We start from the raw sequence: 13,797 nt of genomic DNA on the forward strand, positions 1-13,797 counted from the left end.
GCGCAGGCCGTGCCCGCGCAGCACCCGCAGCACGGCCGGGCCGCCGGACAGGGCCTGGAAGCCGTGGTCGGCCCGCTTGCCGACCTCGCGGGCGGTGGGCGCGCCGACGGCGGGCATGTAGCCGACCTCGCCCGCGCCGCCGGTCGCGCCCCGGTGCAGCCGGCCGCCGAGCACCAGCGCCGCGCCGATGCCCTCGTCGGCCCAGAGCAGCACGAAGTCGCGGTGCCCGCGGGCGATGCCGTGCGCCTGCTCGGCCATCGCGACCAGGTTGACGTCGTTCTCCACGTCCACCGGCACGCCGAGGCCGTCGCGGAGGGTGCCGAGCAGGTCGGGGATGTGCCAGCCGGGGATGTGGGCGGCGTAGCCGAGCCGCCCGGTGGCCGGGTCGATCGCGCCCTGGATGCCGATCACCACCCGGCTCGGGGCGGGCAGGCCGTGACCGGCCCCCGCGAGCGCGGCCCGGACCCGCTCCACCACATCCCCGGCCGTGCGGCCCGGCGTGGGCAGCCGGTGCTCGGCGACCACGGCGCCGGTCAGGTCGGCCATCGCGACCTCGATCCGGGCGGGGGTGACGTCAAGCGCGGCGACATAGGCCGCGCCCGCGTTGATCCGGTACAGCTCGGCGGTGCGTCCGGGGAGTCCCTCGCGGATGCCGTCCAGCACGACCAGCCCGGCCTCCTGCAGCCGGGCCAGCAGCTGGGAGGCGGTCGGCTTGGACAACCCCGTCAGCGCGCCCAGCTCCGGCCTGGTCAGCGGGCCCCGGTCGAGCAGCGCCTCCAGGGCGGCCCGGTCGTTGATGGCACGCAGCAAGCTCGGCGTACCCGCCATCGCACGGCCCACGTTTCCTCCTACAGATTAGGAAAGCTTCCTAACTTATCGTAGAAAGTAAAGAAACCTTCCGAACCCGTCAAGTGGGGGAACGCGCTCGCAACCGACTCGTGACCGATGGGGTCGCCGGGAGAACCGGCTGTGATTTCCCGGCAATATAATCGCCGCGTGACGGCCACTGATCCGGAAGCTCATCGGCGTGGGCGTCGTCGGGGTGCGATAACGGTCGCGACCATCGCCAGGATGGCGGGGGTTTCCGCGCCGACGGTCTCCAAAGTGATCAACGGCAGGGCCGGGGTGGCCCTCGACACCCGGCGGCGGGTCGAGGAGCTGCTGCGCGAGCACGGCTACCGCCGCCCCGAGGCGGTCGAGCCCGCCGCCATCCTCGAAGTGGTGTTCTCGGTCCTGGAGAGCCACCTGGCCATCGAGATCATGCGCGGCGTGGAGTCGGTGGCGCGCGAGCACGAGCTGGCCGTCGGCTTCAGCGAGATGCGCGGGCGGCTGGCCCCCGGGCGCGGCTGGATCGAGCAGGTGCTGGCCCGCCGCCCCACCGCCGTGATCGCCGTCTACGCCGGGTTCACCCCGCAGCAGCAGGGCCTGCTGTCCACCAGCGCGATCCCGCTGGTCGCGCTGGATCCGACCGGCGAGCCTGGGCACGCGATCCCGTCGGTGGGCGCGACCAACTGGAGCGGCGGGGTGGCCGCCACCCGGCACCTGCTCGACCTGGGCCACCGCAGGATCGCCAAGATCAGCGGCCCGCCCGGCTTCCTGTGCGCGCGGGCCAGGCTGGACGGCTACCGGGCCGCCATGGACGCCGCCGGGATCCCGGTCGACCCCGCCCTGGTCCGGGATGGCGCGTTCGCCTTCGAGGACGGCCTGGCCAGGGGCGCCGAGCTGCTCGCCCTGCCCGACCGGCCCACCGCCGTCTTCGCCGGCAACGACCTGCAGGCGCTCGGCGTGTTCGAGGCGGCCAGGCGGGCCGGGCTGCGGGTGCCGCAGGATCTCAGCGTGGTCGGCTTCGACGACCTGGAGTTCACCCGCTGGTGCGGGCCGCCGCTGACCACCGTGCGCCAGCCGCTGACCGACATGGGCGCCGCCGCCGCCGAACTGGCCGTCGGGCTGGCCGCCGGGCGGCCCCCCGCGCAGACCAGGGTGGAGCTCGCCACCACCCTGGTGGTGCGCCAGAGCACGGCCGCCCCCGCCTGAAAGTTTTCCGCTTCGCGCCTTCCCGCTCACGCCTGAAAGTTTTCCCCGCTCCGCGCCTGAAGGTTCTCCCGCTTCGCGCCTTCCCGCTCACCCCTGAAAGCTTTTCCCGCTCCGCGCCTAAAGGTTTCTCTGGCTTCGCACCTGAAAGTTTCTCTCGCTTCGCTCTCTGGCCAGGGACGCGTGCCTCCGCCCTGGCCAAGCGCTTGACCGGCTTTCCGGCGCGGCCTACGTTTCCGCCGAATGCGATCGCTGCTAGCTGCGAAACGTTTCTAAGGAGAGCGAATGACGAAGGTGAAAGGCGTCGTGAGCACGGCCGTGGCGATGCTGATGGTCGTCGCCGGCCTGGTGCTCGCCCGGCCGGCCTCGGCGGCGTCGCTGGTCGAGGTCACCGGCTTCGGGACCAACCCGACCAACCTGCGTATGCACATCTACGTGCCCGACAACGTCGCGCCGAACCCCGCCATCCTGGTGGCCGTGCACTACTGCACCGGCTCCGGCCAGGCCTTCTACTCCGGCACCCAGTTCGCGTCCCTGGCCGACCAGTACGGCTTCATCGTGATCTACCCCACGGCCACCCGCAGCGGCAGCTGCTTCGACGTGTCCTCGCCGCAGACCCTGACCCACAACGGCGGCAGCGACTCGCTGGGGATCGTGTCGATGGTCCGCTGGGCGGTGCAGAACCGCAACGGCGACGCCAACCGGGTCTACGTCACCGGCGCCTCCTCCGGCGGCATGATGACCAACGTGCTGATCGGCGCGTACCCGGACGTGTTCAAGGGCGGGGCGGCGTTCATGGGCGTGCCGTTCGGCTGCTTCGCCACCACCGACGGCTCGATGTGGAACAGCCAGTGCTCCTCCGGCCAGCGGATCATGACGCCGCAGCAGTGGGGTGACCTGGTGCGCAACGCCTTCCCCGGCTACACGGGGGCCCGGCCGCCGATGCAGATCTGGCACGGCACCACCGACACCACCCTCGCGTACCCGAACTTCAACGAGCAGATCAAGCAGTGGACCAACGTCCACGGCATCAGCCAGACGCCCTCCTCCACCACGACCCCGCAGCCGAACTGGACCAGGACCCAGTACCGGGACGGCGGGGGCAACCTGAAGGTCGAGGCGTACAGCATCGCGAACACCGGGCACAGCCTGCCGCTGAGCGGCCAGGCGGCGCTCGCCGTCCAGTTCTTCGGCCTCAACAACCCCACGCCGGGCAACGACACGACCCCGCCGAGCACGCCGGGCGCCCCGACCGCGTCCAACGTGACCTCTTCGGGTGCGACCCTCACATGGACGGCATCGACCGACACGGGTGGTTCCGGTCTGGCGGGTTACAACGTGTATCGCGAGCAGGGCGCGACGGACCCGCTGCTTGGGTCGCCGACGACCAACTCGATCACGCTGACCGGCCTGACCGCCAACACCCAGTACCAGGTGTACGTCCGAGCGCGTGACGGCGCGGGCAACCTGTCGGGCAACTCCCAGCTGGTGACGTTCACCACGACCACCGGCGGCGGCACCGACACGACTCCGCCGTCCACGCCTGGTACGCCTACCGCCTCCAACGTCACCTCGTCGGGCGCGACCCTGACCTGGACGGCGTCCACCGACACGGGTGGTTCCGGCCTGGCGGGTTACAACGTGTATCGCGAGCAGGGTGCGACCGACCCGCTGCTGGGTTCGCCGACGACCAACTCGATCACCTTGACCGGCCTGACGGCCAACACCCAATACCAGGTCTACGTCCGAGCCCGTGACGGCGCCGGGAACCTGTCGGGTAACTCCGCATTGGTCACCTTCACCACCACCGGTGGCGGTACCGGCGGCGCCTGCACCGTCGTGGCCACCACCCAGAACACCTGGAGCAACGGGTACGTGATTCAGCCGGTCACCGTGACGGCCGGCGGCGCGCCGATCACCTCGTGGACGGTGACCTTCACCCTGCCCGCCGGTCACACCGTCACCGGTTCCTGGAACACCGCGCTGACCGTCAGCGGCCAGACCGTGACCGCCAAGAACGTCGGTCACAACGGCAACCTCCCGGCGGGAGGCAGCGGGAACTTCGGCTTCCAGGGCAGCCGTCCCAACGGCAACACCGCCGTGCCGACCGGCTACACCTGCACCACTCCGTAAATCCGGGAAACCCGGAAACCGATGGAATGATCGCCGACTCGCCCGTCGTGAGAGTCGTGGGCACCCAGGTAGAATCTGGCGGCCTATGTCTCATTCAACGGCGGGCGAGCTGGCCCGCGAGCAGCAATACGTCGCCACGCTGTACGAGCGGCTTGACGTCCTGCGGGTGCGGACCCGCGGTCAGCTGGACGGCGTCCTGGCCCAGGGCGCCGCGGGCGGAACCCACCAGAACCGCTCGGAGCGCGACTCGTTCGCGGACATGTACGCGACCCGCCTGGCCCGGCTGTGGGCGGTGGAGCACGGCCTCTGCTTCGGCCGCCTCGACCTGGTCGACGGCGTCGGCGACGAACTGGATGAGACCAGGCTCTACATCGGCAGGCTGGGCCTGTCCGACGACGACCAGCAGCGGCTGCTGATCGACTGGCGGGCCCCGGTGGCACAACCGTTCTACCGGGCCACCCCGGCCGCGCCGATGGGCGTCACCCGCCGCCGCCACCTGCACACCAAGGGCAGGACCGTCCTCACGATCGACGACGACCTGCTCGACCTGGACGGCCTCTCCGACGCCGACAAGGCCACCCTGAACGGCGAGGCCGCCCTGCTGGCCGCCCTCGGCGAGACCCGCACCGGCAGGATGCGCGACATCGTCGCCACCATCCAGGGCGAGCAGGACAAGATCATCCGAAGCGACCTGAACGGCGTGCTGGTCGTGCAGGGCGGTCCTGGCACCGGCAAGACCGTGGTGGCGCTGCACCGGGCGGCGTACCTGCTCTACACCTACCGGGAGCGGCTGGAACGCCGGGGCGTGCTCATTCTCGGGCCCAACCTGACGTTCCTGCGCTACATCGAGCAGGTGCTGCCGTCGCTGGGCGAGACCGACGTGCTGCTGTCCACCGTGGCCGAGCTGTATCCCGGGGTGACCGCGCGCCGGGCCGAACGGCCGGAGGCCGCCGCGTTCAAGGGGGCGGCGCGGATGGCGGAGGTGGTGGCGCGAGCCGTACAGGATCGGCAGCGCATGCCGCGGCAGACGGTCGAGATCAGGCTGGACAAGTTCACCCTCAAGCTGGACCGGCAGACCTGCGACGTGGCCCGCTCCCGGGCGGTCAAGTCGCGGCGGCCGCACAACGCGGCCAGGAGCGTGTTCGTGCGGCAGCTGCTCAACGCGCTGACCAAGCAGGCCGCCCGGCATCTCGGCCGGGGCATGCTGAACGACGAGGACTTCGCCGACCTGCGCGAGGACCTGCGCACCGAGGAGCCGGTGCGGGCCGCGCTGAACCGGCTGTGGCCCTACCTGACCCCGCAGCAGCTGCTGATCGGGCTGTTCACCTCCCGGGAGCGGATGGCCTACGCCGGGCTGACCCCGGCCGAGGCCGACCTGCTGCTGCGCGAGCCGCCCCGGGCCGGGGAGGGCTGGTGGAGCGAGGCCGACGTGCCGCTGCTGGACGAGGCGGCCGAGCTGCTCGGCGACATCGACGAGAGCGTGCTGCGGGCCGCCCGCCGGGCCGAGGAGGAGCGCGAGCAGCAGCTCGCCTACGCCCGCGAGGTGCTGGAACTCACCGGCATGGCCGACATCATGGACGCCGAGCGGTTCGCCGAACGGCAGCAGGCCGAGGAGACCTACCTCACCACCGCGGAACGCGCCGCCAAGGACAGGACCTGGGCGTTCGGGCACGTCATCGTGGACGAGGCGCAGGAGCTCTCGGCGATGGCCTGGCGCCTGGTGATGCGCAGGTGCCCCACCCGCTCGATGACCGTGGTCGGCGACATCGCCCAGACCGGCTCCACGGCGGGCGCGCTCAGCTGGGCCAACGTGCTGGACCCCTACGCCGCCGGACGCTGGCGTGAGGCCAGGCTGTCGGTCAACTACCGCACCCCGGTGGAGCTGATGGCGGTCGCCGCCGACGTGCTCACCCTCGTCGACCCGGCCCTGAAGGCCCCGGAATCGGTACGGGAGAGCGGCGAGCGCCCCTGGGCCCTGCACGTCGCCGACCTGGCCGGACTCCCCGCCATCGTGGCCGAGCACCAGGTGCGGGACGGCAAGCTGGCGGTGCTCGTCCCCGAAGCGCTGCGGATCGAGCTCCCCGGCGCGGCGACCGGCGCGGGACCGGCCGCGCTGGAGGCGCCCGTGTCGGTGCTCACCGTGGCCGAGGCCAAGGGCCTGGAGTTCGACGCGGTGCTCGTCGTCGAGCCGGGCCGGATCCTAACCGAGTCGCCGCGCGGCCCAAGCGATCTTTATGTCGCGCTGACCCGGGCCACGCGACGCCTTGGCGTGGTGCACACCGCGGGCCTGCCGTCTGTTTTGACGGCCCTGGATCGGCGCACCCAGTAGTGCGGCAATAGCGGTCGGTGGGGGACATCCCCGGTGCGCACCCCTACGGTGGCTCTCGCCCGGGCCTGTCCTACCTGCGAAAACTTGGTATTCCCGCTGTTCGGGACACGGTTGACATCTGCGCTGAGGTCGGTAGTTTGCTGCGCAGTCCAGCACGGGACTGACCGGTTGGCCGTCTTCAGACATCATCGGATTCTGCGTCCGTGACGGAGCGTGACCACCTGGTCCGTCCGTTAGCTCAGCCAGGCGCAGCGCCGACGTTCCGTCGAGGCGGGGCACCCCAACCGGGTGGGGGGTTGGACCCGGGAAGGATCCGGACACCCAGTAGACAACGGAACTCCGCGCCCGCCGCCGACGGGACGGAACCGGTCCGAAGGGTTCGTCCGCGTCCTGTTCCGTCTCGTGCGAGGGACTGCGAAGGACGAAGGGCACGAAGGCACCCGTGCCCGGAGCGAAACGCCGGGATGGTCCTTGAGTTCTCCTGTGGCCACAGGAGAACTCAAGGACCATTGATCCATAACCGACTCATAACGCCCCCCGTGGTTTGGGGTCCGCTGGTCATCGCGGGTACGGTCCTATCGTGCTGAGTGACGCGACCGTCCCCGACGTGGCCGAGACGGCGGAGACGCCCGGTTCCGGCCACCCGGCCGGGCCGCCCGCCTGGGCGCGCGCGCTCACCGTCATCGGCGGCGGAATCCTGACATTCCTCGCCTTTCCTCCGCTCGGCTGGTGGTTCACCGCGCCGTTCGGGGTGGCGCTCCTCTTCTTCGGTCTGTACGGCGTGCGCCTGCGGCGCGCGGCTTGGCTCGGCTACCTGGGCGGGGCGGCTTTCCTGTTCCCCGCGATGGCCTGGGTTCGGCCCATCGGAGACGACGCCTGGGTGGCCCTGGTCGCCACTGAGAGCGCTTTCTGGGCCGTTATGGCAGTCGCGGGCACGCTCGTCATGCGGCTGCGGCTGTGGCCGCTCTGGGTCGCCTGCCTGTGGGTCGCCCAGGAGTGGGCCCGCGGCCAGTTCCCCGTCGGGGGGTTTCCCTGGGCCCGGCTCGCTTTCAGCCAGGGCGATTCCCCCTACACCGGGCACGCCGCGCTGGGCGGGGCTCCGCTTGTAACTTTCACGGTGGTCCTGTCCGGCTCGCTGATCTCTTTCCTGCTCGTGCGCGGCCTGCCGCGCCCCGCCTGGGACCGCCAGGTCGCGCTGATCCTCGCCGGGGCGGTGGCCCTGCCGGTGCTCGGGCTCCTCGTTCCCCGGCCGGGCGATGAGGGCAAGACCATTCGCGTCGGGGTCGTCCAGGGCAACGTGCCCGGCCGTGGTCTCGGCTGGGCGGGGAACGAGCCCGCCGTCGTGCTGAAGAACCACGCCGACGAGACCCACCGGCTGGCCGCCGCCGTGCGGGCGGGCGAGCTGCCGAAACCGGACATCGTGGTGTGGCCGGAGAACTCCACCGACATCGATCCGTACCGGAACGCGGCCGCTTACCAGACCATCGACGCGGCTGTGAAGGACGTCGGGGTGCCGGTTCTGGTCGGGGCCGTGGTGTCGATCGGAACCGAGAACCGGGCCACCCGGGCCGTCGTGTGGGATCCGGTGACCGGGCCCGGGGCCTACTACGACAAGCAGAAGCTGGTGCCGTTCGGGGAGTTCACGCCGTACAAGGAGATCGTGCTGGCGCTGTTCGAGCGGGCCAACCTGGTCGGCAGGCAGTCGGTGCCGGGGTCCGAGGACGGGGATCTGGTGGTCGGCCCGGTCACCGTCGGGGCGGTGAGCTGCTACGAGGTGGCCTTCGACCAGATCGTGCGCGGCACCGTCCGGGCCGGGGGCTCGCCGCTGGTCGTGCAGACCAACAACGCCACCTACGAGCTGACCAACCTGCCGCCGCAGCAGCTGGCCATGTCCCAGCTGCGCGCCGTCGAGCACAACCGGGCGGTGATCGCCGTGGCCACCACCGGCATCTCCGCCTACGTCAGCCCGGACGGGACCGTCCAGTGGCGGACCGCCGAGCTGGTGCCCGGCCGCACCGTGGTGACCGTGCCGGTGCGCACCGCGAACACGCTGGCCACCCGGGTGGGCGGGTGGCCAGAGCTGCTGTTGATATTGATGGGGGCGGCGGCGACGATGGTGGCTACCGGTGCGGCATGGCGGCAGCGGGAGAACGCGCGACGGGAAAACAGGCGGGACGGCAGGGCGGCACGGGACGACGTGCCGGGCGAGCACAGCCAGGGTCACAGTCAGGGATTGGACTAGGGAGTCGCATGGATCGGATGCCGGGACGCGTCCTCGTCATCGTCCCCACCTACAACGAGCGCGAGAACCTCCCGCTGATCGTGAAACGGCTCCGCACCGCGCTGCCCGACGTGGACGTGCTCGTCGCCGACGACAACAGCCCCGACGGCACCGGGCAGGTCGCCGACGAGCTGGCCGCCGACGACGCGCAGGTGCACGTGCTGCACCGGCCCGGCAAGCAGGGCCTCGGCACCGCCTACATCGCCGGATTCCAGTGGGGCCTGGGCGAAGGCTACGACGTGCTCGTGGAGATGGACGCCGACGGCTCCCACCAGCCCGAGGAACTGGCCAAACTCCTCGACGCGGTGGCCGGGGGCGCGGATCTGGCGATCGGCTCCCGCTGGGTGCCCGGCGGCAAGGTCGTCAACTGGCCGTCCTCCCGCGAGTTCCTGTCCCGGGGCGCCAACATCTACACCCGCATCATGCTCGGCCTCCCGGTCCGCGACGCCACCGCCGGCTTCCGCGCCTACCGCGCCACCACCCTCCGCAAGATCGGCGTCGAGGGCGTGCAGTCCCAGGGCTACTGCTTCCAGGTCGACCTGACCCTGCGCACGGTCCGCAACGGCCTGCGCGTCACCGAGGTCCCGATCACCTTCGTCGACCGCACGATCGGCGCCAGCAAGATGAGCGGCCGCGTAGCCACCGAAGCGCTCTGGCGGATCTCCCTGTGGGGCATCACCGGCCTACCGGCCCGCCTCCGGCGAAAGCGCTGATCACAAGACTGGTTCCGACGCGTTCAGGTCGATGGGGGCGGCTCCCACCGGTAGGTCCTCGCGGCGGGCGAGGAGCCCGGAGATGGTCACCGCGAGGGTCTGGCGCAGCAGGTCGGTGAAGTCCACGCGGAGGGCGGCCACGGCCGGGTCGGCGGCGTAGGCGGCCAGCATCGCCTCCGGCGGCTGGCTGTACGGCCAGGCCGCGGCGGTGATGAGCGTGGTCACCGCCACCAACCGGGTCGCGTCCTGCGCGCCGAGTTCCGGCACGTACCGCAGGACCAGCCGGGCTTGTGTCTCGATGGCCAGCCTCGTGGCGCGCTTGTGCCGCAGGGCGACCTCGGTGGACACGTTATGTTCCAGCACCGTGGCCTGCGTGCTGATCAGGTCGCACAGCACCGGCCGCCGCGCCAGCGACTCGGCCAGGATGGCGGCGAACCGGTCCCCGCGCTCCCGGGGTGTGCCGTCGATGGGCTCGAGCGATCGCTCCAGCTGGGCCAGCCACTCCTGGAGTTCCGCGTCCAGTAGTTCGAGCAGGACCGCCTCGCGGGAGTCGAAGTAGCGCAGCACGTTGGATTTGGCCAGGTGGGCGCGGCGGCTCAGCTCGTTCAGGCTGAGCTTCGCGACGGGCATCTCGGTCAGCATCGTGGCCGCCGTGTCGACGATCTGCCGCCGCCGTTCGGTCCGCTGCTCGTCGTTTCGGGCGCGCTTGAAGTCCACGACCACATCGTACAGACCACAGGTCTCTTGTTAGAAGACCGCCGGTCTGCTAGGTTCGGATGACATTACAGACCAGTGGTCTTTAAGGAGTTCGTCATGTACCAGGTTCCGGATCAGCGGGGGAAGCTCGCGGTGGTGACCGGCGCGAACAGCGGGACCGGCAAGGAAGCCGCCAAGCGGCTGGCCGCGGCCGGCGCGGAGGTGGTGCTCGCGGTGCGCACGCCGGCCAAGGGCGAGCAGGCCCGCGCGGAGATCATTGCCGAGCACCCCTCCGCCCGGGTGCGGGTCGGTCGCGTCGACCTGGCCGACCTCGCCTCGGTCCGCGATTTCGCCGAGGGCCTGCTCGCCGACGGCCGGCCGCTGGACCTGCTGGTGAACAACGCCGGTGTGATGACCCCGCCCCGTCGTTTCGAGACGGCCGACGGGTTCGAACTGCAGATGGGCAGCAACTACCTCGGCCCGTTCGCGCTGACCGTCCGCCTGCTGCCGTTGCTGCTCGCCGCTCCCGCGCCGCGGGTGACCACGATGAGCAGCGGCATGGCCAACCGCGGCCGGATCAACTTCGACGACCTGCAGTGGCAGCGCCGCTACAGCCCGGTCGGGGGCTACGCGCAGTCGAAACTGGCCGACCTGATGATGATGCTCCAGCTGTCCGAGATCGCGGCCGCGCGCGGCTGGCCGCTGCTGTCCACCGGCGCGCACCCCGGCAACACCCGCACGAACTTGGCGGTCGCGGGCCCGAATCTCGGCGGCCGCGCAAGCCTGCTGCTCAGGGCGGCGGCGAAGGTCGTGCCCTCACAGGCGGTCGAGCAAGGCACCGAACCCCTGCTGTACGCCGCAACCAGCCCTGACGCGGTGCCCGGCGGCTACTACGGCCCCCACTGGTCGATGATCGGCCCGACGAAGGTCGCCCGCCCACCGCGCGCGGCGCTGGACAAGGCGGCCAGCACGCGCCTGTGGACCGAATCCGAACGCCTCACCGGCGTCTCCATCCCCGCACCTGCCTGAGCAGTTGAAACATGTTCAAGGGAGGATGTGTGTGGTCGGCAGCAGGTTTGCCACCCGCTACGGAGCGTCGTCCTGAGAGTTGTCGTCGTCTGCAGGCCGCCCCGAAGTGAATCGCGGTAGGCGGCAGGCGAGCCGAACGACGCCTGCGCGACGCGTGGCGCTGCATTGGAGTAGACGGTCATAGTCCATTCGTCCGTCAGAAGCCGGTGCTCAAATACACCGGCACGGCGTGGGCACGCTGGGGCTATACCGGCTCTATACCGGGGTTTCCTAGGGTCGGGCGCATGATGATCAGGAAATTGGCCGCAGGCCTCGCCGCGGCCGGATTCGCCGCAGTCCTCCTCGCGCCCTCTCCCGCCGTGGCGGCGGAGTGCACCCTCGGTTTCTGCGGAACGGTCAAGAACAACCTCCCGAGTTACTACACCGTCAAGGTCGCCCGGTTCGGTGTCGGCAACGAGACCTGCTGGACCTACAACGCCGGTTCGTTCACCTGCCAGACCTACTGGCTGCCCAGCGGCAAGTCCAGCAGCGACATCGGTGTCAAGGACGCCGACGGTTTCATGCTCGAGCAGCCCTTCCGCCACGGCATCCTGGGCCAGGTTCTGCCCGCCTACACCTGGGTCAAGATCCCGTCGATAGCCACCGTCTGGTGCAACCTCCTGAACGGTGCCACCACCCCGACCTGCTACCAGTGCCCCCCCATCCGGCGGGAACGCGCACAGCAGCCGGTCGCCGCCCTCCTGCCACAGCGTGCGGATCTCAGTGAAGCCCGCCTCGGCCAGCGCGGTCACGTGGGTGTCGAGGTGGAGTGACCCGAGCCGTGTGCGCGGCCATCGCGCGGCGCTTCTCGCGGTCGGCCGCCCACCAGGCCGCCCACTCCTAGGGGCGCTCCCCGGGGAGTGGGCGGCGGTCGGGTGGCGCGTTCGTAGCGATCTGAGTGGAAGGCCGTGATGGCGGAGCCCGGGGGAGAACAGAGGGATGGGTGGGTGGTGAAGGTAAGCCATCGAGGGATATAGACCCTGACCTGCGGCTATGTCTCTACGCAGCGGCCGGAAGGGGTGTGTGGCCCGTGTGTGGCCCGTCGTTTACGGGCGTGTTCGCGCTGGTCACAGAGCCGAGCACAGCGGCATCGAAGGCCGCTTCAATCTTGGCGTTGACGGCGTCTTCGTCGGCCTCGATCCAGTGGGCGTAGACCGCGAACAGGACCTTGACCGTGTGCCCCATGCGTTTGGCGACCTCCAAGGGGTTGACGCCCGCCGACAGTTGCATGGTGGCGTTGGCGTGGCGCAGGTCATACGGCCGACGCGCCACTTGGGAGGCGAACTCGGCAGCGGTGAAGGCGCCTTACGAGCCTGCCGCCAGATCTGGCCGTAGACGCTCTTGTCGATCCGGGCATGGTCGTCACCGTCCCAGAACAGCCGCCCGTCATCCGCCGTGCCGTACGTGGTGATGTGCTCACGGAGAATCGCCACGAGCGCCGGGAGAATGGGCACGATCCGGACCGCCTTACGGCCCCGGGGCTTGAGCCCCCGCTGTCCGTTGCTCTCGCCGGTTCCGGTCCACAGCTCACCCACATCAGGCGAGGAGCCGCACAGGGTGAGCCGCCCGCACCCCGACTCAGGCCCCTAAAGCAGTTCCAAGCGGCCCGGATCTCGCAGGGCACGCCCACCGGCGGACGCTCAGGGGGGAATGCTCCGGGCACCCCCCGGCCCGCATAGCGGTAATCGGTGCCACCTCAGAGTTGCCTCTTCAGCGTCGTTTCGATCGCTGGCCCGAGAAAGGCGAGGGTCAGGTCCGCTCTTCGAGCTAGCCATTGGTCAGAGACCGGAGCGGCGTCCCCATACCGGCGTCGCCTTGTGTCCTCCACGACCTCTGACGGTGCCCCCAATTGATCGAGGACATCCAAGGCTTCTCGCTTGGTGATCAACTTGCCCGTGCGCAACGTCACTGTTGCCCTGGCAAGTGTTAGCAGGCCAAGGTCAACCCAGATGTCACGGAGCCACCACTCCGGATGGTCGAGCGATGGACGCCAGAAGGTCTCAAGATCTTCGACCACAAAGTCCGTGAGTTGCTCATCGGTCACCGGCGGCAGGATCGCTCCCGGTCCTTCGCCCCACAGAACCAAGCCGAACTCATGAAGCTCACGCCTCGTCACCGGCGTGACGGGTTTGCGCATCAGCTCCTCATGCGCCCAGCGGAGATGTACACCCGCAAGGTCAGCGACCTCAGCCTGGACGAGGTAAGAGCAGTGCAGTTCGGATGCAAGGGTGGTCGACTCGCTCAATTGCCGGTGCATTCCCTCTAACCGCCGCTCATCTTCGGAGGAGCATGCTCGTCCGAGAATCGCGATGAGATCGAGATCGCTACGGCCCGGCTGATAGTCCCCACCCGCGAGTGATCCATGCGCCCACACGGAGACGACAGGAACAACCGACTGCACCGCCTGGACAAAGCGGCCGAGGAGCTGATCTGTGGCTTCGTCAGTCATACGGCCAGTCTGTGTCACACGAATGCCGAGGGCGTGCGCAATTGCAGAGTCTTCGACATGTTTCCCGCCCCCGCGAGTTCTGTCACTCGCCCAATCA

11 protein-coding genes are annotated in these 13,797 nt (G+C 70.0%); 7 read left to right on the forward strand and 4 right to left on the reverse strand.

Annotated elements, in window-relative coordinates:
• Nucleotides 1-840, reverse strand: an 840-nt coding sequence (locus tag Aple_RS40680) for an ROK family transcriptional regulator (protein ID WP_246265095.1), incomplete at its 3' end; no start/stop codon positions are given.
• A 156-nt stretch (nucleotides 841-996) separates the two neighbouring features.
• On the opposite strand from Aple_RS40680, the gene Aple_RS40685 reads away from it, so the two are divergent.
• From Aple_RS40685 to Aple_RS40705, 5 genes are all read left to right on the forward strand, one after another.
• Nucleotides 997-2,034 (forward strand): LacI family DNA-binding transcriptional regulator, encoded by a 1,038-nt coding sequence (locus Aple_RS40685; protein ID WP_246265096.1) that lies wholly within the window; start codon nucleotides 997-999, stop codon nucleotides 2,032-2,034.
• Nucleotides 2,035-2,316: 282 nt separating this feature from the next.
• Nucleotides 2,317-4,164, forward strand: coding sequence for an extracellular catalytic domain type 1 short-chain-length polyhydroxyalkanoate depolymerase (locus Aple_RS55110; RefSeq protein WP_155350114.1), 1,848 nt, complete (start codon nucleotides 2,317-2,319; stop codon nucleotides 4,162-4,164).
• Between the two features lie 85 nt (nucleotides 4,165-4,249).
• The gene (locus Aple_RS40695; RefSeq protein WP_155350115.1) at nucleotides 4,250-6,493 is read left to right on the forward strand and encodes a HelD family protein; all 2,244 of its coding nucleotides are present in this window, start codon (nucleotides 4,250-4,252) and stop codon (nucleotides 6,491-6,493) included.
• Between the two features lie 580 nt (nucleotides 6,494-7,073).
• Nucleotides 7,074-8,735: an apolipoprotein N-acyltransferase gene (lnt, locus tag Aple_RS40700; protein ID WP_246265097.1), complete on the forward strand. Its 1,662-nt coding sequence runs from the start codon at nucleotides 7,074-7,076 to the stop codon at nucleotides 8,733-8,735.
• An 8-nt stretch (nucleotides 8,736-8,743) separates the two neighbouring features.
• Complete coding sequence (locus tag Aple_RS40705; protein WP_155350116.1) at nucleotides 8,744-9,487, forward strand: polyprenol monophosphomannose synthase; 744 nt, start codon at nucleotides 8,744-8,746, stop codon at nucleotides 9,485-9,487.
• On the opposite strand, the gene Aple_RS40710 is transcribed toward Aple_RS40705, so the two are convergent.
• Nucleotides 9,488-10,204 carry a TetR/AcrR family transcriptional regulator gene (locus tag Aple_RS40710; RefSeq protein WP_155350117.1) on the reverse strand — a complete coding sequence of 239 codons (717 nt, stop codon included), beginning with the start codon at nucleotides 10,202-10,204 and terminating at the stop codon, nucleotides 9,488-9,490.
• A 96-nt stretch (nucleotides 10,205-10,300) separates the two neighbouring features.
• Here Aple_RS40710 and Aple_RS40715 point away from each other — a divergent pair, with 96 nt between their 5' ends.
• Together Aple_RS40715 and Aple_RS40720 are read left to right on the forward strand one after the other, a co-directional pair.
• Nucleotides 10,301-11,212, forward strand: a complete 912-nt coding sequence (locus Aple_RS40715; protein WP_155350118.1) for an SDR family oxidoreductase — start codon at nucleotides 10,301-10,303, stop codon at nucleotides 11,210-11,212.
• A gap of 284 nt (nucleotides 11,213-11,496) precedes the next feature.
• Nucleotides 11,497-12,024, forward strand: coding sequence for a hypothetical protein (locus tag Aple_RS40720; protein ID WP_155350119.1), 528 nt, complete (start codon nucleotides 11,497-11,499; stop codon nucleotides 12,022-12,024).
• Between the two features lie 226 nt (nucleotides 12,025-12,250).
• Here Aple_RS40720 and Aple_RS40725 read toward each other — a convergent pair whose 3' ends face one another.
• Both Aple_RS40725 and Aple_RS40730 read right to left on the reverse strand, forming a co-directional pair.
• The gene (locus tag Aple_RS40725) at nucleotides 12,251-12,523 is read right to left on the reverse strand and encodes a site-specific integrase (RefSeq protein WP_155350120.1); all 273 of its coding nucleotides are present in this window, start codon (nucleotides 12,521-12,523) and stop codon (nucleotides 12,251-12,253) included.
• 424 nt (nucleotides 12,524-12,947) lie between these two features.
• A complete protein-coding gene (locus Aple_RS40730) occupies nucleotides 12,948-13,700 on the reverse strand; it encodes a nucleotidyltransferase domain-containing protein (protein WP_155350121.1) in 753 nt (250 codons plus the stop codon).
• Nucleotides 13,701-13,797 lie beyond the last annotated feature (97 nt).

The sequence above is a fragment of the Acrocarpospora pleiomorpha genome (assembly GCF_009687885.1).
In the GTDB taxonomy this organism is placed as follows: domain Bacteria; phylum Actinomycetota; class Actinomycetes; order Streptosporangiales; family Streptosporangiaceae; genus Acrocarpospora; species Acrocarpospora pleiomorpha.